Origin of the sequence: Paenibacillus dauci (assembly GCF_000971985.1) — a bacterium.
GTDB classification, from domain to species: domain Bacteria; phylum Bacillota; class Bacilli; order Paenibacillales; family Paenibacillaceae; genus Saccharibacillus; species Saccharibacillus dauci.
In genome coordinates this window covers 392,441-411,605 of the sequence record NZ_LAQQ01000001.1, presented here as the reverse complement: position 1 = coordinate 411,605, position 19,165 = coordinate 392,441, and the positions used below count along the sequence as shown (strand labels likewise).

General features: G+C 45.4%; 12 protein-coding genes and 1 other annotated feature. Of the genes, 10 read left to right on the top strand and 2 right to left on the bottom strand.

The features are described from left to right. Positions 1-215: 215 nt before the first annotated feature. Complete coding sequence (locus tag WH46_RS09195) at positions 216-5,510, top strand: S-layer homology domain-containing protein (RefSeq protein ID WP_156172243.1); 5,295 nt, start codon at positions 216-218, stop codon at positions 5,508-5,510. A 267-nt stretch (positions 5,511-5,777) separates the two neighbouring features. After that, positions 5,778-6,764 (top strand): cation diffusion facilitator family transporter, encoded by a 987-nt coding sequence (locus WH46_RS09190; protein WP_231584315.1) that lies wholly within the window; start codon positions 5,778-5,780, stop codon positions 6,762-6,764. Between the two features lie 115 nt (positions 6,765-6,879). Here the strand turns inward: WH46_RS09190 and WH46_RS09185 are convergent, their stop codons facing one another. Next, positions 6,880-7,257, bottom strand: coding sequence for an ArsR/SmtB family transcription factor (locus WH46_RS09185; protein ID WP_017812355.1), 378 nt, complete (start codon positions 7,255-7,257; stop codon positions 6,880-6,882). A 287-nt stretch (positions 7,258-7,544) separates the two neighbouring features. Between WH46_RS09185 and WH46_RS09180 the strand changes: the two genes are divergently transcribed. The 4 genes from WH46_RS09180 (at position 7,545) to WH46_RS09165 (ending at position 12,026) form a co-directional block, all read left to right on the top strand. Further along, positions 7,545-7,880 (top strand): ArsR/SmtB family transcription factor, encoded by a 336-nt coding sequence (locus WH46_RS09180; protein WP_193746767.1) that lies wholly within the window; start codon positions 7,545-7,547, stop codon positions 7,878-7,880. A gap of 134 nt (positions 7,881-8,014) precedes the next feature. After that, positions 8,015-9,319, top strand: a complete 1,305-nt coding sequence (locus WH46_RS09175; protein WP_046226497.1) for an arsenical efflux pump membrane protein ArsB — start codon at positions 8,015-8,017, stop codon at positions 9,317-9,319. A 125-nt stretch (positions 9,320-9,444) separates the two neighbouring features. Next, entirely contained in the window at positions 9,445-9,864 is a 420-nt protein-coding gene (arsC, locus tag WH46_RS09170) for an arsenate reductase (thioredoxin) (protein WP_046226496.1), read from the top strand. Between the two features lie 77 nt (positions 9,865-9,941). Next, positions 9,942-10,209, top strand: a binding site (T-box leader). 140 nt (positions 10,210-10,349) lie between these two features. Continuing rightward, positions 10,350-12,026: a glutamine--tRNA ligase/YqeY domain fusion protein gene (locus WH46_RS09165; RefSeq protein ID WP_046226495.1), complete on the top strand. Its 1,677-nt coding sequence runs from the start codon at positions 10,350-10,352 to the stop codon at positions 12,024-12,026. 113 nt (positions 12,027-12,139) lie between these two features. Here WH46_RS09165 and WH46_RS09160 read toward each other — a convergent pair whose 3' ends face one another. Next, entirely contained in the window at positions 12,140-12,820 is a 681-nt protein-coding gene (locus WH46_RS09160; protein ID WP_046226494.1) for a TetR/AcrR family transcriptional regulator, read from the bottom strand. A gap of 131 nt (positions 12,821-12,951) precedes the next feature. Here WH46_RS09160 and WH46_RS09155 point away from each other — a divergent pair, with 131 nt between their 5' ends. The 4 genes from WH46_RS09155 to WH46_RS09140 all read left to right on the top strand — a co-directional run bounded on the left by WH46_RS09155 (position 12,952) and on the right by WH46_RS09140 (position 18,804). Further along, positions 12,952-14,304, top strand: a complete 1,353-nt coding sequence (locus WH46_RS09155; protein WP_046226493.1) for an MATE family efflux transporter — start codon at positions 12,952-12,954, stop codon at positions 14,302-14,304. Positions 14,305-14,384: 80 nt separating this feature from the next. Then, entirely contained in the window at positions 14,385-14,852 is a 468-nt protein-coding gene (locus WH46_RS09150) for a MarR family transcriptional regulator (protein ID WP_046226492.1), read from the top strand. A 151-nt stretch (positions 14,853-15,003) separates the two neighbouring features. Next, positions 15,004-16,413, top strand: coding sequence for a DHA2 family efflux MFS transporter permease subunit (locus WH46_RS09145; protein WP_046226491.1), 1,410 nt, complete (start codon positions 15,004-15,006; stop codon positions 16,411-16,413). A 177-nt stretch (positions 16,414-16,590) separates the two neighbouring features. Beyond that, a complete protein-coding gene (locus WH46_RS09140) occupies positions 16,591-18,804 on the top strand; it encodes a heavy metal translocating P-type ATPase (protein WP_046226490.1) in 2,214 nt (737 codons plus the stop codon). The last annotated feature ends 361 nt before the right edge of the window (positions 18,805-19,165 follow it).

The window sequence follows — 19,165 nt, the reverse complement described above, 5'->3', positions numbered from 1 at the left end:
CTATGGTTGATTACCCAAATCGGAACCATGTACATCAAGCAATGTATTGGATTTGAATCTTTGGATTAATATAGGTTCTGTAAAAAAATGTTGTAATTGTTCTAATAAGTGAGTTTAACCATATAACAAATAAGTGAGTTTAACCATATAACAAAATAATCCTATTCTCCGATATTAATAAAGAAATGTATCTGAAGCAGTAAGGGGGCAAGTATGTGAGAAGAAGTTACTTATCCAGAATGTTGGCAGCGTTTTTGGTTGTTGTACTGATATGGACCGGAGCGGTCCCGGGTGCAAGCCAGGCTGCGGCACCGGTGATTCAGGCAATCAACAGCCCCGTTGCACCATGGCCAGCCAGCTTCACGCCTTATGTGGATCGACAAGGGAATGTGTTTTTTGATCCGGCTAATGAACCCGGTATCAGTCCGGATGATGTGGATTTCCAGAGCGGAGTATCCAAAGGATCGGGAGACAAGCCTTCTTTTTATGCAGCAGGAGACGGTAGCAATCTGTTTTTCCGTATTCGACTGCTGGGTGATCCCAGTGACATCAAGGGAGGATTTCTATCCTCGGTCTGGATGGTTCAGGTTCTTCAAAATGGAGTACCGCGTGCAACTATAGGTCTGGATGGCAAATCGCCACATGAAGATTATATTTATGTATCCAATGCGTCCGGGTCTGTTATTCATTATATTAACAAAACAGATGGTTCCGGCAGTAAGGTCCCGGGTACACGGGTAACAGAAGATACCAACGGAGACTATTTCCTCGATGTGCAAGTGCCTGTTAGTGCGCTGACGGATATCGACTCCAATATCAAATCTTCTTCGATTTTGCAGTTTAACTTTGCCAGCTCCAAAGCAGCCAACCTGGCTGTTATTAATAAAGATGGAATGAATGGCGCAGGAGCATATTCGGCAATCAGTCCGGCTTTTGCCATTTATCGTCCCACTATTGCGATCACAGGACTGGCTGAGACCGCCAGTACGTTCCCTGCCTCCATCAGTGGTACGACAACATCAGCACGTGATCAGAGTCCGGTGTCAGTAACGATTAGCTCTGTTACTCAATCCGGAATATCCAAAACGTACAACACCGTCGTGAACCAGGGCAGCTGGACGGTCTCGGGAATCACCGGATTGGCTGCTGAAGATAATTATCTGGTCAGCGCCAAAGTTACCAATGAAAATCAGGATATTGCTCAGACAAGCCAGAAGATCGCTATATTCAGCGATTTGTCCAATGTAACAATTAATGGCAAAGAAGATTATTCAACCTATCAATTCCCGACTTCCTTTAGTGGAGATTATGTTCGTTCGACAGGTGGAGCACGTAAAGTGGATCTGACCATTTATCAACTCTCGGATGCCACACCGCCCGTACGGACATCGGTATTTACCAAGACAGGTATTGTTGTATCGGGCAATCCAGGCAGTTGGAGCAGTGGTGCACTCACTTATCCGGCAGCCCTGACTGCAGGCAAGACGTATCAGATCGTTGCTGTAGCAGCTAATAATGCACAGATTCTGGATACACAGACGATTCATTATTTGTCCAGTAATCTGGCTATCACTTCACCAGTCAACTCTACTCGAGGAACAGCTACACCTGTCATTACAGGTGAAGCCAATCCCGGAGAAAAAGTGAAGCTGACGATTGATAACGCAGCTTATCAGGAAGTTCAAGCAGGCAGCGATGGGAACTGGACACTCGCTATTGACCGTCCATTGTCTCCAAATGCAAATACAACGACGTATCATGCTATCAAAGCCGGTGTAACGGATGAAGCAGGCAATACGCAGACAACAAGCGTACTGAATTATGGAGTAGACGACGTCTCCGTGAATATTGAAAATGGCTCTCATGCCTACACGTACTATACCAATGTGACTCCGGTACTGCGGGGAAGATCGACAGATACATCCGTCAATCTGAAAATAACCAATGATCAGGACCCGACGGACAACCGTACGTTTAATGCTGTTCCGGTATCCAATGGCAAATGGTCATTGACTGTTCCAGCCGGTCAGGCGCTGCAGGATCTGTCAGCTTATACCGTAGTCGTGACAGCAGGCAGTAATTCCAGCAAGCAGGCGACATTGAAGCTTCGTGTAAAAACAAAGACCAATATCGCGATCCAGAGCCCCGCCTCTGGAGGAAGTACCAGTGTACAAGCAAATGTATACGGCATGACCGAACCTAACGCTGCGGTCAATCTGGTAATCGATAATACAATTGTGGCTGATGTAACTGCAGACTCAACAGGAGCATGGATGTATACTCCTGCTGCACCTTGGTCACAAACCTCTCATACCGTAAGAGTTGTAACTGCCGATGAAGCAGGTAATTCAGCTGAAGATGTATCTGTATTCCAGGTTGGTCGTCCGCTTCCCGTACATGCGGTTGGCAGTACCAATGGAGAGGGAACAATCACAGTGTCAGGAGCCGAACCTTTGGCTGCTTTGATATTGTACAGTCCTGGAAAACAGGCAATAAGTAACGGTACTGCAGATCAGACAGGACATTATACGTTTACCGGTGTTCCTTTTGATCAGAAGTATACGGTAACCCAGATGGTAGATAGTCTGGAGAGTGACTTCTCCAATGCAGTTGATGTAGAAGCAGCCGTTATTGTAAGTCCCAACGCTCCGGATCCTGTAACGGCGACCGGAGATGTGTATGACGGAGAAGGCATGATCCATGTAACTGGAGCCGTCTACCGGGCACAATTGCAGCTGTATAATGTAGAAAATGTAGTAATTGCGAATGGCACAGCTGATGAAGACGGAAAATATACTTTCCGTCATGTCCCACCAGCTGAAGGATATACAGTTACCCAGACAGTGGATCAGCTGGAGAGCAAGCGATCCAATATAGTCAACATCGGATCACCGCCACCTGTTCAACATGCACCGGAACCTGTGCTTGCAACAGGCAGTATCAACAATGCTCGTACAGTCAGCGTATCGGGCGCAGAACCATCCGCATCGCTGAAACTGTATCATAACGGTATGCTGATCGATAACGGTATAGCAGAACCGACAGGAACGTATACGTTTATCGGTGTTCCAGTCGCTGATAATTATTATGTTATTCAGATCGTGAACGAAATACCTTCACTATCGTCCAATAAAGTGAATGTAGAAGCTGCTCCGGCAGCGATTCAAGCCGTGCTTAAGCTGACTGCCAATCCTGCACGAATTCTGGCAGATGGCAAAGCAACTACTCAGCTTACAGCTGTTCTGACAGATCTGGATGGCAAAGCAATCGCCGGCGTACCGGTAGCTTTCCGCTCATTGTCCAATGTAGGTACGCTGCTCAAAGATGGACAGCCGCTCCAAGACGGTGAAAAAGTATTAACAGATAGTACCGGAAAAGCGGTAGTAACCTACCGTTCGGCAGCTACCGAGACCGACCAGGAGATGGAGTATGTCGTTCAGGCAACTGCCAATGATCCTGATCGCGGACTGGAAGCACAGGATCAAATCAAGATTGCCTTCCAGCCCCCAGCTATTAGCGGTATTGTGACAAGAGGTACTGGCAATGTCCGTGTAAACGGAGCCATCGTCAAAGCATCACTTGATCTGAATGGCAACGGTGTTATGGAGCCGGGTATTGATTTTGTCAAGTCCGTGGTAACGGGTACAGATGGTTCCTATAATATTACTGTTCCGCGTGCAGATCAGCAGTATGCACTCGAGATTACAGAAATGATGGATATCGGGGGCGTAGCTACTCCGATTAAATACAATCAAAAAGCGATTGTAGGTTCAGTCAAAGGAGATAACCAGCAGAACTTTAACTCCGAGAAAACCGTTACAGGCGTTCTGCTTATGAAAAAGGCGGATGGCTCCACGGGTATTCTGCAGGATAGTTTCCTCAACAAAACCAAAGCTTATCTGATGAATAAAGCAACAGGCACTTATATTAGAGACGGTAATGGCCGTCCTAAAGCATTTGCTATGCAAGACAATGGAGTGTTCAGTGCCGAAGGTCTGGATACTGGATCTTACACGCTGGATATCCGGTATGATCTCGGTGGGGGTCAGGAAATTACTGTAACCCAGAGTGATGTACAGGTTACCGCCGATGGTGAGATGAATATTTCCCAGGAACTGGTCGATCCGTATGGTACGGTAACGGATCAGAACACGGGAGCACTTATTCCGGGAGCAACCGTTACCTTGTATTATGCCAAAACAGATCGTAACGGCAGTAAAGCAGATACGAGAGTAACCTTGCCTGCTATTCCAGGATTCGAACCTAATAATAATGCAAGTCCGGTCCAGCTGACGGATGCCAAAGGTTTCTATGCGTATATGGTTTATCCGTATACTGATTATTATCTGCTGGTTCACAAAGATGGTTACGCTGATTATAAAAGTGAGACAATTTCGGTAGAAACCGAGATTGTACGCAAAGATATTCAGCTGGCACCACTGGTTGCATCATCAGGTGGTCACTCTGGCGGAGGAACTTCCGTATCTGTAGTATCTGGTACACCTCATGTTCTTGTCAGCGTCACCGCGGATAAGACTCAGGTAGAAGAAGGATCGGTCAGCACGCTTACTGTCGATTATCAAAATGATGGTACAGCACCTCTGACCAGCGGCACGGTCAATCTGAAGCTGCCAGTCGGTACAGATGTGGTTGCAGCCGATGGTGGAGTTACCCAAATGGCTGCTGACGCAGTAATCATCCACTGGCCATTAGCCCAGTTGAAAACAGAGCAGCGCGGTAAATTTACCGTGCAGGTGAAATGGCCTCAAGCCCATGCAGCCAATGAGAACTTTGTAGTTGCTGCTTCTGTTACTTCTGGCGATAGTGCAGTAGAGACAGCAGATCAGTTGTCATCAGTTATGATTCGTGTATTCTCCCAGCGTTATGATCATCTGGGACACAAGCGTTATATGCAGGGTTATCCGGATCGGAATTTTTATCCGAATCGTTCACTGACCAGAGCCGAACTCGCTGCCATGGTAGCGCGTCTGACTGAAGATACCGGTACAGTAACCAAAGCCGGATTCCAAGATGTACCTGCTGACTACTGGGCAGCAGAATATATTGATATTGCAGTTCACCAGGGCTATTTCCAAAAAGGGACGTATTTCCGTCCCGATGAACCGGTTACCCGCTCTGAACTTGCCGCAGTAGTTACGCGTTTCAAAGAGCTTCCGGTTAGTCCGTTGTCTACGTATCATTTTAATGATATCAAAGGTCACTGGGCAGCCAGCTCGATCGAGCAGCTCTATCAGAACCAATGGATCAAGGGCTATCCGGATGGAACATTCCGCCCGAATGCCAAGATCCGCCGGGTAGAGGCAGCGACGATGATGAATGTGATGCTAAATCGAGGTCCACTGCTGAATCGTGAAAGCATGTTCCCGGATGTGCCAAAAGGCTACTGGGGATTTGGTAATATCCAGGAAGCGGCAATTTCCCATGAATCGGTGATCAACGCACAAGGCAGTGAAGACTGGATTCAGGATCTGTCCCAGGATATCCGCTAATAAATCACAAAGACGTTCGGTAGACATGTACGAACAAAAAAGAGATAACATCAAAGAGTATCCGAAAAGCCTTCTTTCCATAAGTGGAAAGAAGGCTTTTTTGGGATGGAAAATGACTTGTCTACATCCTTTACGCCGATCTGGATCATTATGATCCTTCTATGTTGCCAGAATAGAAGAGGTATACTATAATAAACACATGAATAGTTGCTCATATGTTTTTTGAGACGGGAATAAGATAAATAATAATACAAGGAGCGGATCATCATGACCTCTACCCTTCGTACGACCCCTATATCTGACGGTGAACATGCCGATCATCGTCATGAACATTCTCACCATGGTCACTCTCATCATCATGGACATGGTCACAGTCATTCTCATTCACATAATGCGAACAAAAAGGCACTCGGACTCGCTTTCTTTCTGATTGCAGCTTTTATGATCGTAGAAGTGATTGGAGGAGTGATGACGAACAGTCTGGCGCTGCTATCGGATGCTGGGCATATGTTTAGTGATGCAGCAGCATTGGGACTCAGTTTTGTCGCCATGGTATGGGGACAGCGTCAAGCCAGCGGTACCAAGACTTATGGATACAAGCGCTTTGAAGTGCTGGCTGCCTTTTTGAACGGAATCGCGCTGGTTGTTATTTCGCTCTATATTTTCTGGGAAGCATTCCAGCGACTCAGTGAGCCGCAGAGTATTATGAGTTCCGGCATGCTAACGATTGCTGTTATCGGATTAATTGTTAATATACTGGCAGCTTATATCCTGATGAAAGGCGATACGTCCGAGAATCTGAATATTCGCAGTGCTTTTTTGCATGTTATCGGTGATCTGCTTGGTTCGGTAGGTGCGATTGTTGCTGCGCTGCTGATTATGTTCTTCGGCTGGACGCTGGCTGATCCCATTGCAAGTATCATCGTGGCTGTACTTGTACTGATCAGCGCTTATCGGGTCACACGGGATTCTGTGCATATTCTGATGGAAGGTACGCCGGTTCATATCCATACCGAAGAGATTACCCGTGAGTTGGCCGGTATCCCGCATGTACAGGGTGTTCATGATCTGCATGTCTGGTCATTGTCATCAGATCTGCCGCTGCTGAGTTGTCATCTGATGATTGATGATACCATTTACGGAAGTCAGATTATGAAATCTGCACGTGAGCTGATCCAGCACCATTATGGTATCGGTCATATTACGATTCAGCTGGATACACCGGACATGCAATGTGAAGGCAACAAGCATTAGCTATCTAACCGATCATATTAATTTATAAATGCCAAAAAGGAAGTCTCGGGATAGAGACTTCCTTTTTATATGGTTACATGGAGCAGCAGCAGGTTGCTTTGTATAAACGCAGCAATTATTTATGGGTTAAATGCTGATGGGTCTGTCTGAAAATTTCTTCCACATGATAATCATCCAGTGAATAAAAGACCGTTTTGCCGACTTTGCGTGGTTTGACGATACGCATATTGCGCAAATAACGGAGTTGATGAGATACTGCAGACTGGGTCATATCCAGCACTTCACAAATATCATGGACACAAAGTTCCTTTTGAAGAAGAGCATAGATCAATCGGACACGCGTAGGATCACCCAGTGCTTTGAAAATCTCTGCCATCGACAGCGCAGTATCGTTATTGATCAATTCCTGCTTCAGACGAGCAAGTTCCTGCTGTGAAGCTTCCGTAGCATCATTGCAATGGCTGCATTCTTCTATAATGGCTTCCTGCTTCACGTTTTTCACCTTCCTCGCAGATCATATAGTATCATTATAACAAAAATCGTTGTGATTACGAATAGAGGAAATAAAAAAGAAACAGCCGATTGTATACATAGTAAACAAAAAGGATTGACGATGTCATTTGTAGTCTTTACTATATAAGCATATGCTTATATAGTAATTAACACTGATGACTCTGGCTATGGCATTATAGACTATATCTATATGGATACATCTATCAGGTTTCCATAACAGGAGGGATCAAGTTGGAAACGGAGCTTCATTTTAACAAGCTGGATCAGATGACGGAGCTGGCGGAACAGATCAAGCTGCTGGGCGACCGGACTCGATTAATTATGCTGGCACTGCTTAAGGAACGAGAGTGGTGTGTATGCGATTTTGTAGAAATTTTTGAAATCTCGCAGCCAGGTATCAGCCAGCATATGCGCAAGCTGAAATCTCACAAAATTGTCAAAGAAGAGCGCAGGGGGCAATGGGTCTACTATTCGCTAAATATTGCAGACAAGCCGCATATTCAGGCTGTACTGGATCATATGCCCGGTAGCGAGGAGATTTTGCGAATGATGAACAAAACAGAATCAGACTGCTGCAGCCCTGGTAATGACAGCTGCTGTTAATATAGTGTAGATTCTTTTAGGTGAAACTTACTTCGGATAATCACGGGTACATGTGATTAGCAAGTGATTCAAAAGGTGTTTTGCCTGTTTAACAGTACGAATATTGTAATGCTGATCATGTGGAGGAAGTTATTGTGCTTAGTGTAATACTTGCGATCGTTATTTTTGTGGTTACCCTTGTTTTTGTAATCTGGCAGCCTCGCAATCTTTCGATTGGCTGGTCGGCATGCGGAGGTGCAGTGCTGGCTCTGCTGGCAGGAGTCGTTAACCTGCAGGATGTCTGGGATGTGACACAGATTGTATGGAATGCGACATTGACGTTTGTCGCGATTATTCTAATTTCTCTTATTCTCGACAAAATCGGATTTTTCGAATGGGCGGCGCTACATATGGCACGTATCTCTCATGGGAACGGGCTGCGCATGTTTATTTATGTCTCCCTGCTGGGAGCGGTGGTATCAGCCCTGTTCGCCAATGATGGGGCTGCGCTGATTCTGACGCCGATTGTTCTGGCGATGGTGCGTGCACTAAAACTGAGTGACAAGCATATTCTGCCGTTTATTATGGCCAGTGGATTCATCGCAGATACTACTTCGCTGCCACTGGTAGTCAGCAATCTGGTGAACATTGTCTCGGCAGATTATTTTCATATTACCTTTATGGAATATGCGGGCCGGATGATTGTACCAAATCTGTTTGCACTGGGTGCGAGTATTCTGGTACTGTATCTCTTTTTCCGTAAAAGTATTCCGCGTAACTTTGATGAACGAAACCTCAAGCCGCCGGTCGATGCGATCAAGGATATCCGTATGTTTCGGCTATCCTGGTGGGTACTGGGACTGCTGCTGGTGGGGTACTTTGTCAGCGAATTCTTCAATATCCCGGTCTCACTGGTAGCAGGGGTTATCGCTATCTTTTTCCTGGTCATGGCAAATCGCAGTGAGGCAGTGCCTACACGCGAAGTCGTCAAAGGAGCACCATGGGCAATTGTGTTTTTCTCGATCGGGATGTATGTAGTGGTGTACGGGCTGCGTAATGCCGGACTGACTGATATATTGGCAGGTATGATCCAGGTAACAGCCGATCATGGTCTGTTCGCAGCGACTATGGGCATGGGCTTTCTCTCTGCCATACTGTCCTCGATAATGAACAATCTGCCGACAGTACTGATCAATGCGCTGGCTATTCAGGGAACAACTGCTGCAGGTGTGATCAAGGAAGGTCTTATTTATGCCAATGTTATCGGATCGGATCTGGGTCCCAAAATGACGCCGATCGGTTCACTGGCTACACTGCTCTGGTTGCATGTACTGAATGGCAAAGGAATCCGTATCTCCTGGGGAACCTATTTCAAAACAGGTATTATCCTGACGATTCCTACGCTGTTCCTGACTTTGCTGGGTCTGTATCTCTGGCTACTGCTGATTGCCCAGATGTAAGAAAGAGTAAGCAATAGATACCAAGGGTTCGTTTTATCGTTGTGGGTGCTTGATAGTAGATAAGCAGTATATCGGCTGTGAACGAGTCTACAGACTGGTAAATAAGTGTAAAGGAGCTGGGTGTAATGGAAAAGAAAATCCTCTATTTTTTGTGTACAGGCAATTCTTGCCGTAGTCAGATGGCGGAAGGCTGGGCGAAGCAATATCTGGGCGAGAAATGGAATATTTACAGCGCAGGCATTGAAGCCCATGGATTGAATCCGAATGCGGTAAAAGCGATGAAAGAAGTAGATATCGATATCTCGGGACAAACATCCGACGTAATTGATATGGAATTGTTAAACCGGGCCGATATGATCGTAACTCTATGCAGTGATGCCGATGACAAATGTCCAGCGACACCATCGAATATTCGCCGCGAACACTGGGGATTCGATGACCCTGCCAAGGCAGAAGGCAATGACTTGCAGCGCTGGGGAGTATTCCAGCGTGTGCGGGATGAGATTGGTAACCGTATCAAAAGTTTCTCGCTGACGGGCATGTAATTGAATGTAATTATAAGGCGTCAGCATACTGGCATCTATTGTCAAACCGACTGCCGAATGGTAGTATAATTCCAATATCAAATGCGATGATGAGAAGAGTAGAATAAATTACTTTTTGTACAGAGAGCTCCGGATGCTGAAAAGGAGTCAAAAAGCTTTATTTGAAACAAGCCTCTGAGCAGCGGATCGGACCGGATGAACCGGGTATGGTACGACAGGAGCTCCTGTTACAGAGCTAGGGTATAACCGTTATACTGGATTTGTACAGCGGCGTACCTGATAAGGCAGATATAGTGATATATCCGCAAACTGGGGTGGCACCGCGATCAGAATCTCGTCCCCAAGACCATACGTCTTGGAGGTGGGATTTTTTTGTTGTGTCTGTAATAAGGTTAGTCTGAATATGTGTTATACAACAAGCAGAGTAGACGAGAAAAACTATCCGGTAAGCATATGTAGCCGGAACCGATCAAGGAGGTCACCCCATGACTGCTATAAACGAGAATCACTCCCATTTTATTCATAAAGTAATTGAAGAAGATATTCGCATCCATGTATACAGCCGCCCCATAGCGACCCGCTTTCCTCCGGAACCTAACGGTTATTTGCATATCGGCAGTGCTTTTGCGATTATTACTAACGCAGAGCTGGCTCGGCAGTATGAAGGAATATTCAATCTGCGGATGGATGATACGAATCCACTCAAAGAAAGTATGGAGTACGTGCATTCGATTATCGAAGATATAGAGTGGCTCGGCTATCGTCCACAACTGTATTTTGGCTCCGATTATGCGGAATATTATTATGAAGCCGCGATCCGGTTAATACGTAAAAACAAAGCCTATGTCTGTGATCTTACACCGGAAGAAATGACCCTGTATCGTGGCACACTGACTGAACCGGGAATGGACAGTCCTTACCGCAACCGTTCTGTCGAGGAGAATCTGAAATTGCTGGAAGATATGCGTGCCGGCGAATATGCTGCCGGAACGAGAGTACTGCGGGCGAAGATTGATATGACTTCTGCCAATATGACACTGCGGGACCCGGTATTATACCGGATAATTCATGCAGCGCACTACCGCACGGAGACACAGTGGTGCATTTATCCAATGTATGACTTTGCCCATCCGATCCAGGATATGCTGGAGGGGATTACTCATTCTCTCTGCTCGATTGAATTCAAAGAACACCGTCCGCTATACGAATGGATACTGAGTGAACTGGAAGTGAGTGAACCGCCCAAGCAGCACGAGTTCGGACGGCTCAATATTACAGGAGTCGTAACAAGCAAGCGTTACCTGCGTGAATTGGTAGAGGGAGGTTATGTAGACGGTTGGGATGATCCACGTCTGCCTACCCTGCAAGGGCTACGGCGGCGGGGATATACACCGGAGAGTATTCATTCCTTTTTCAGGGAGATTGGAATGATCCGTACGAGCAGCACAGTAGATATCGCTATGTTGGAACACGCCATTCGTCAGGATCTGAAGCCCAATACGCGCAGTGCCATGGTCGTATTAGATCCTATTAAAGTCATAATCACTAATTATCCAGCCGATACAGTGGAATGGCTGACTGTAGAAAATAATATGGAAAATGAAGAAATGGGTGCGCGAGAGCTTCCATTTACCAGAGAACTCTGGATTGAGCGGGAAGACTTTATGGAGGAGCCAATTCGCGGATTCCACCGTCTGTCACCGGGAATGGAAGTCAGACTAAAAGGGGCTTATTTTATTCGTTGTGAACATGTTGTTCGCGATCCCTCTTCCGGAGAAGTCCTAGAGCTGCACTGCACGTACGATCCAGCAACACGAAGTGGCAGCGGCTTTAACAGTCGTAAAGTCAAAGCAACGCTGCACTGGGTATCAGCTGCGCATGGCATCCGTATAGAGACTCATCTATATGATTCGCTGCTTCGTGAATCGGATGAGACACCTGTAGACCCGGCTGATTGGCAGAATCGGATCAATCCGGAATCCCTGATCCGTGTGACTGATAGCATAGGGGAGCCCTCGCTGCTCGAAGCATCTGCAGGTGATCGTTTTCAATTTATTCGTCACGGTTATTTCTGTGTGGATAATAAATATACAACTGCGGATCGTCCAGTATTCAATCGGATAGTATCTCTCAAAGATTCCTGGAAAAGCAATAAACGATAAAATCAAAACGGAAGGAAATGATATTTATAAGTATTTATTATGGTTCAATCCAAGTAAACGGCAAATAACAGCAAAAAGCGCCCTTCGGATATCCGATTGGCGCTTTTTGTTATTTAATCTTCCTGTTCCTTGATCGCCTGTTCAATGCCAAGCAAAATTAGTTTTAATCCGAATTCAAAAGACTGATCTGTTCCCATCAGCTCAAACTTATTGCTGTTGAACAACTGGCGAAAAAGACCTGCTTCTCCCTCACTCATTGAATCCAGCAAGCCCATCATCTTTTCACCCGGAAGGGTCTCTCCATTATCGGTTATGGCTGCAACACTGCGCTGATGCTGATAATCATCCATTACGAAATAGAAAATGTAATTTACAAAAGTAGTGACTACCTGGAATTTCTGATCCTGCTCCAGAGGTGTTGATTCCACGCAAAGCAGCATCCGGTTGGTAAAACGGATAATATCAGGTTCATTGGGCAGAGTCATCATCATCATCTGGGTAGAGCAGGGGTAACGTCTGAGCACACGGCGGATAACCGCTGCCAGTTCGGTCATTTGCTGCTTCCAGTCTCCATCGGAGTAGAATTCTTCCAAAATAATTTTACTTACCTGATTGGCAAGTCGTTGATAGAGATCTTGTTTACTTTTGAAATACCAGTACAGGGAGGGGGCCTGTATATCCAGACGGGTAGCAAGCCGCCTTAGACTGAATTTTTCAATCCCTTCTTCGCCGAGAAGTTCCCACGAAGCTTCCAGAATTTTATCTTCTGAAATCTGGGGTTGTTGCTTTTTCATCTTCATCATCCTTTTTATCTAACAGTGTAAGTTTATGCTTTACAGGATCTATAAGGGTATGATAACATCTAACACTGTAAGGTACAATCTAACAGTGTTAGATAGAGTATGAAAAGAAGGTAGTGATAACTATGAATGCTGAAAATCTTCATTATTTTGAGAAAGCTCCGATTGCGAAGGCAGTTGCCCACTTTGCTGTACCAATGATGCTTGGAATGTCGATGAGTGTGATTTATTCTATTTTGAATGCCTATTTTTTGGGCACTCTGCATAATACGGCTATGCTAACTGCACTGGCGCTCACTTTGCCATTATTTGCAGCTCTGATGGCGTTTGGCAATCTGATTGGTATAGGTAGTGGGACATTTATTTCCCGTTTGCTGGGAGAGAAAAGATATGAAGATGTGAAACATGTGTCTTCATTTGCTTTTTATAGCAGTCTGATTTTGGGATTGCTCGTTATAGCAGCTGGTTTGCCACTCGTTGACTCGATCGTTCATGGTCTTGGAGCGGCACCGAGCTCGTTTGCTTTTACCAAAGACTATGTGACGGTAATGCTGATCGGTGCGCCTGTAGTTGTATTATGTTTCACACTAGAGAATATTGTACGTTCGGAAGGGGCAGCCATCACCTCGATGATTGGTATGATTCTCAGTGTAGTAGTCAACATCATTCTGGATGCGCTGGTTATTTTCGTTTTTCATTGGGGTGTAGTAGGTGTAGCTTCAGCTACAGTTATTTCAAATCTGGCTGCGAGCATTTTCTACGCTATTCATATGGGCTGGAAAAGCAAGTTCCTGAGTATCTCGCTTGGGTGGTTCAAAATGAACAAAGAAATTTTGAGCAATGTCCTCAAAATTGGTGTGCCCGTATTTATTATGAGTTTGTTTATGGGAGCGATGTCACTTATTTTTAATCTGTTTCTGATCGAGTATGGAGATCAGGCCGTAGCAGCCTATGGTATTTCATCACGTCTGCTGCAATTTCCCGAGTTTATCGTGATGGGATTATGCGAAGGTGTGGTGCCTTTGATAGCCTTCTCTTTTACCGCTAACCGATTACGGATGAAGCAGACAATTACGTTTACCATTCAGGGAATACTGGTGCTGGCTGTGCTATTTGGTGCTATCGTCTATCTGATTTCCGGTCATCTGATTGGTCTGTTCACCAATGATCCGTTATTAATCGAAATGGGCAGTTATATTTTGCATGTGACCTTTTTATCTTTATTTATTACAGGGGTTACATCGTTGTTCACAGGAATCTTCCAGGCTACAGGGCAGGGTACAGCTGCCTTTGTTATGTCAGTCATTCAGGGGATTACGCTTATTCCTGTACTGTATATTGCCAACCGGATGAATGGGTTTCATGGAGTAGTCTGGTCGCTCGTTATCTCGGATTTGGCTGCTTTTGTAGTAGGGGCAGTTATGTTGTATATGTTACGAAATCGACTGCAGCCGGATATGGAGCAGCTGGCAGAGTAGAATGCATATCAGGCTGGGGCTGTGACAGAAAAAGTGCTAAAATGAGAGAGGTGAAGGTATAAGCGATAGGAGGGCAAGCCATGAATAAACAGGAGCAGGTTATGACAGAATTCAGGGAATTATTTAATAAAATGGCTTGGTTGAACAAATACAAAATGGAACGCAGTCTTCAGGGATACAAGCCTTCGGAAGTGCATTGTATCGATTATATTGGCAAACATACAGAGGCGAACGTTACGCGGCTCGCAGAGTCTCTCTATATGACCCGGGGCGCTATAAGCAAAATAACCAAAAAGCTACTGGATCGACAATTGATCCAGAGTTATCAAAAGCAGGATAACAAAAAAGAAATTTATTTTAAGCTAACCGAACAGGGCGAGTCTGTATTTGCAATTCATGATCAGCTTCATCGGGAATTCCAACAGCGGGATCAGCTTGTATTCGAACAGATTACAGACGAACAATTTGACAGCATGTTGAATTTCATACAGAAATACAGTCAGCATCTGGATCAGGAAATACAGGAACAAGGGATTACGATTAACTGATCGAAACTTATTTTTTATATGAACAATATCCACAAAGACAGCCTGTCTGCATCAGAAACGGCTGTTTTTTTATATTCAAATTTTGTTGACTGGGAAACAAAAATAAGATATATTGTTGACACGGAAACAATAATGGGAAGAAGGTACTTCTATGTCAACCTATTCAAATCAGTCATTTCGATTACCAAGAAAAACACTTGGCGCTGCCTGGGCGATTGCTCTTGGTGCAATTGCTCCTATGCTGGACTCTACCATGATCAATATTGCTATCGACCCGCTTAATCAAGCCTTTCATACGACGCTGGATATGATTCAGTGGGCCATCACCGGTTATATTCTGGCACTGGCAATTGCTGTACCTGTATCAGGTTGGTTGATGAATCGATATAACGGCAAACGAATTTTTATCGGTGCAGTGGTGGCTTTTGGATTGATGTCGATTCTGGTAGGAATCAGCTGCGATATTGCCAGCTTTATCTGTTTCAGACTACTGCAGGGATTCAGTGCGGGAATTATTACTGCGCTTATGTCCGCACTCCTCGTCAAGACAGCAGGACCCGATCATCTTGGCAAAGTAATAGCCATCGTCAGCACGCCGATGATTCTTGGACCTATTCTGGGTCCGGTAATTGGAGGTATTATTGTTCAGATGGCCTCCTGGCACTGGATTTTCTTTATCAATGTATTCATCCTCTGCATCGCTGTTCCTCTGATGATAAGATACATTCCCGATTTTGAGCCTTTTGATCAGGACAGCCGACTGGATCTTCCAGGTATTCTCCTGTTATCTGCAATCAGTGCTTCATTGATCTATGGTATTACCAAAGCTGCACGGTATGCTTCGTTTTATAATCATGAGACAGTATGGTGGATAGCGATAGGTCTGATGCTGATAGCAGTATATATGGCTTACGATCACTTTCGCAGACATCGAACCGTACTCCCCATGAATCTATTCATTCACCGGAGTTTTGCTGCATCAAGTGCAGGGCTGTTCCTCGCTAATATGGCAATTATGGGTCCAATGCTGATCCTGCCGCTCTTTTTTCAGAATTTCCGTCATTTTACGGCGATCGAATCAGCACTTGCACTTATTCCGCAAGGAGTGGGGATGCTGATTACCCGGCCGTTGATCGGGATTATGATCGATCGTATCGGTGCCAGATATGTAGTCATCGTCAGTCTGGTTCTTGCCTTGATCGGTTCGATACCAATGGTATTTATTAACGATCAGACCAGCATGTTCTGGATAGCTCTTTTATTATTTATTCGTGGTACCAGTGTTGGCGGAATTATGCTACCACTTACCAGTGACGCTTATACCGGGCTGGATAGCAGACAGATCCCTGAAGCCAGTATCGGTATTAACATTATCGAGAATCTGGGGTCCAGCTTTGGATCTGCAGTCATCGCTGCGATCGTTGCGGGCACTGCTTATACGGGCCAGTCGGCAACGAATGTTAACATAGAAGGGTATCAGGCTGGATTTCTGATGTCTGCTGTTATCCTGGTAATGATCTTCTTGCCGGGTATGCTGCTTACTCACAAAAACAATAATTGATGATGAAAATACTATTCGAATAAGCGGTATCCAGTTTGCGGCAGTCAGAGTAGACGATCAAATATTTGCTTCGCAAAAGAATACCGGGAAGTTTTGACTTTGTTCTACGGACGAACTATAATGAACCTAACATATGAACAATTACTCATGTATTGTTATTGAGAGGGGAGATTATCCGTGGAACATACACAGGATAAAGTCGTCCGATGTGAGCTGATTCTCGATGGTCTGCACTGTGCCAATTGTGCGATGAAGATCGAGAATAGTGTACAGAAAATTCAGGGTGTGTCTGCCTGTTCAGTCAATTTTGTTAACAAAACGCTCTTGCTGGAAACGGCAAACGGGCGTGAAGAAGCTATAGTGGACGAAGCGACTCGTACGGTTAACCGGATTGAGCCGCAGGTGACTGTAAGGGTCAAGCAATCCCAATCTTCATCTCTATCCAATCCTGCCCTGGGACAACAGTCAGCATTAGCTGATGAATCAAAACAGAAGCCCGGCTTGTCGCGTCGCCAGATGATGATAGCGCGATTAGTGGTGGGAGCAGGATTGACCGCGGCTGGTTTATTGATGCCTCTTCCAGCCTGGGCTGAGTTTGTTGTCTTTTTGGCCGCTTATCTGATTGCTGGCGCCGATATTGTATGGCAGGCGGTACGTAATATACTGCGTGGACAGGTGTTTGATGAGTATTTCCTGATGTCGGTAGCGACGATTGGAGCTTTTGCCGTACAGCAGTATCCTGAAGGCGTAGCAGTGATGCTCTTCTATCAGGTAGGAGAGATGTTCCAGGGAATGGCTGTAGATCGTTCCCGTCGATCGATTACTGCGCTGATGGATATTCGTCCGGATTATGCCAATATTCATACAGAAGACGGGATCAGACAAGTATCTCCCGAAGCTGTACAGATTGGAGATCATATTGTAATCAAGCCCGGTGAAAAGGTACCGCTGGATGGTATCGTGATTGACGGTTCTTCGATGCTGGATACCTCGGCACTCACTGGTGAATCGGTTCCTCGTGAGGTGATTCCCGGCAAGGAAGTACTGGGCGGTTGTATTAACAAAAATGGCGTATTGACCGTGAAAGTTACCCGTATCTTCAGTGAATCCTCAGTAGCCAAAATTCTCGAACTGGTCGAGAATGCCAGCAGCAAAAAGGCACCTACAGAGAAATTTATTACACGGTTTGCCCGTTATTATACACCGGCCGTCGTTATTATTGCGACGTTGTTGGCTGTTGTTCCGCCGCTGCTGATCAGTGGAGCAGAATTCTCGGATTGGGTATACCGTGCGCTGATTTTCCTCGTGATCTCGTGTCCATGTGCGCTAGTCGTCTCTATTCCACTCGGATTTTTTGGGGGAATCGGGGCTGCTTCCAAAGCAGGAATCCTGATTAAAGGCAGTAATTACCTGGAAGCACTGAACGATGTACGTTATGTCGTCTTCGATAAGACCGGTACACTGACTCATGGGACTTTTGCCGTAACTGCAATGTACCCGGCAAATGGATATTCACAAGAGCAGCTGCTGGAGCTGGCTGCCTATGCGGAGCTTCATTCCAATCATCCGATTGCTGAATCTATTCGTACAGCCTATCAGGGCACTATAAATAAGGAACGGCTGGGTAATTATGATGAGATTGCCGGTCACGGTATCCAGGCTGAATTAGATGGTCAGCGGATCCTGGCAGGCAATGCAAGATTAATGAAGCGTGAACAGATAAACTATACACAACCCGATGCTTCAGGTACTGTGATCCATCTGGTCTATAACGGACAATATGCGGGCTGCATCCTGATCGCTGATACGATCAAATCGGATTCAGCTATGGCTATTCAACAGCTCAAAGCACAGGGAATCCGCCACACAGTCATGTTGACCGGTGATAGCAAGGCAGTTGGAGAGGCGGTCGGCAGACAGTTGGGAATAGATGAAGTACACGCCGAGCTGCTACCTCAGCATAAAGTAGAAGAGATTGAGAAGTTGGAACTGCTGCGTGGCAAAAGGGAGAAGACGATCTTTGTGGGTGATGGAATCAATGATACACCGGTACTTGCCCGTGCAGATATAGGTGTAGCTATGGGGGGACTGGGCTCAGATGCAGCAATTGAAGCTGCTGATATCGTCATTATGACCGATGAACCTTCCAAGCTGGCGACAGCCGTTCGGATTGCCAGACGTACCCGCCGTATTGTATGGCAGAATATCATATTTGCGCTGGGAGTCAAAGCAGTATTTCTTATTCTGGGAACATTCGGTATTGCTACCATGTGGGAAGCAGTTTTCTCGGATGTAGGCGTAACTTTGCTGGCTGTACTGAATGCAACACGTGTACTGCGCGCCGAGTCACCGCCGGCCGAGATACCTTTATCAGAGAGTCAGCCAGCCTGAATGAGCAGATCATTATCATAAATACAATATATACTCTAACTGACAAAAACCGTATGCGTTGTAAACGCTGCGGTTTTTTATGATGTCCTGAATAACCAGCGTATAGGTCTCAGGGTATCTATCTAAGCTATCAATAGAATGAACAAGCATAATAATGGTACATATTAACTAATTTTTCGACAAAATTTGTTCTATTTATAGGTCTATTGTGTTATTATATTGATAAAAGGGTAACTAAATACCTGAATCGATCCGCTTATAGAACTACCCTGAGCGTAGAGAGAATAGATTTACTTGATTGTTAAACTTATAAAATGATATGAAATCGGCATTACCCCATACAACAACTGCATCAGGATAG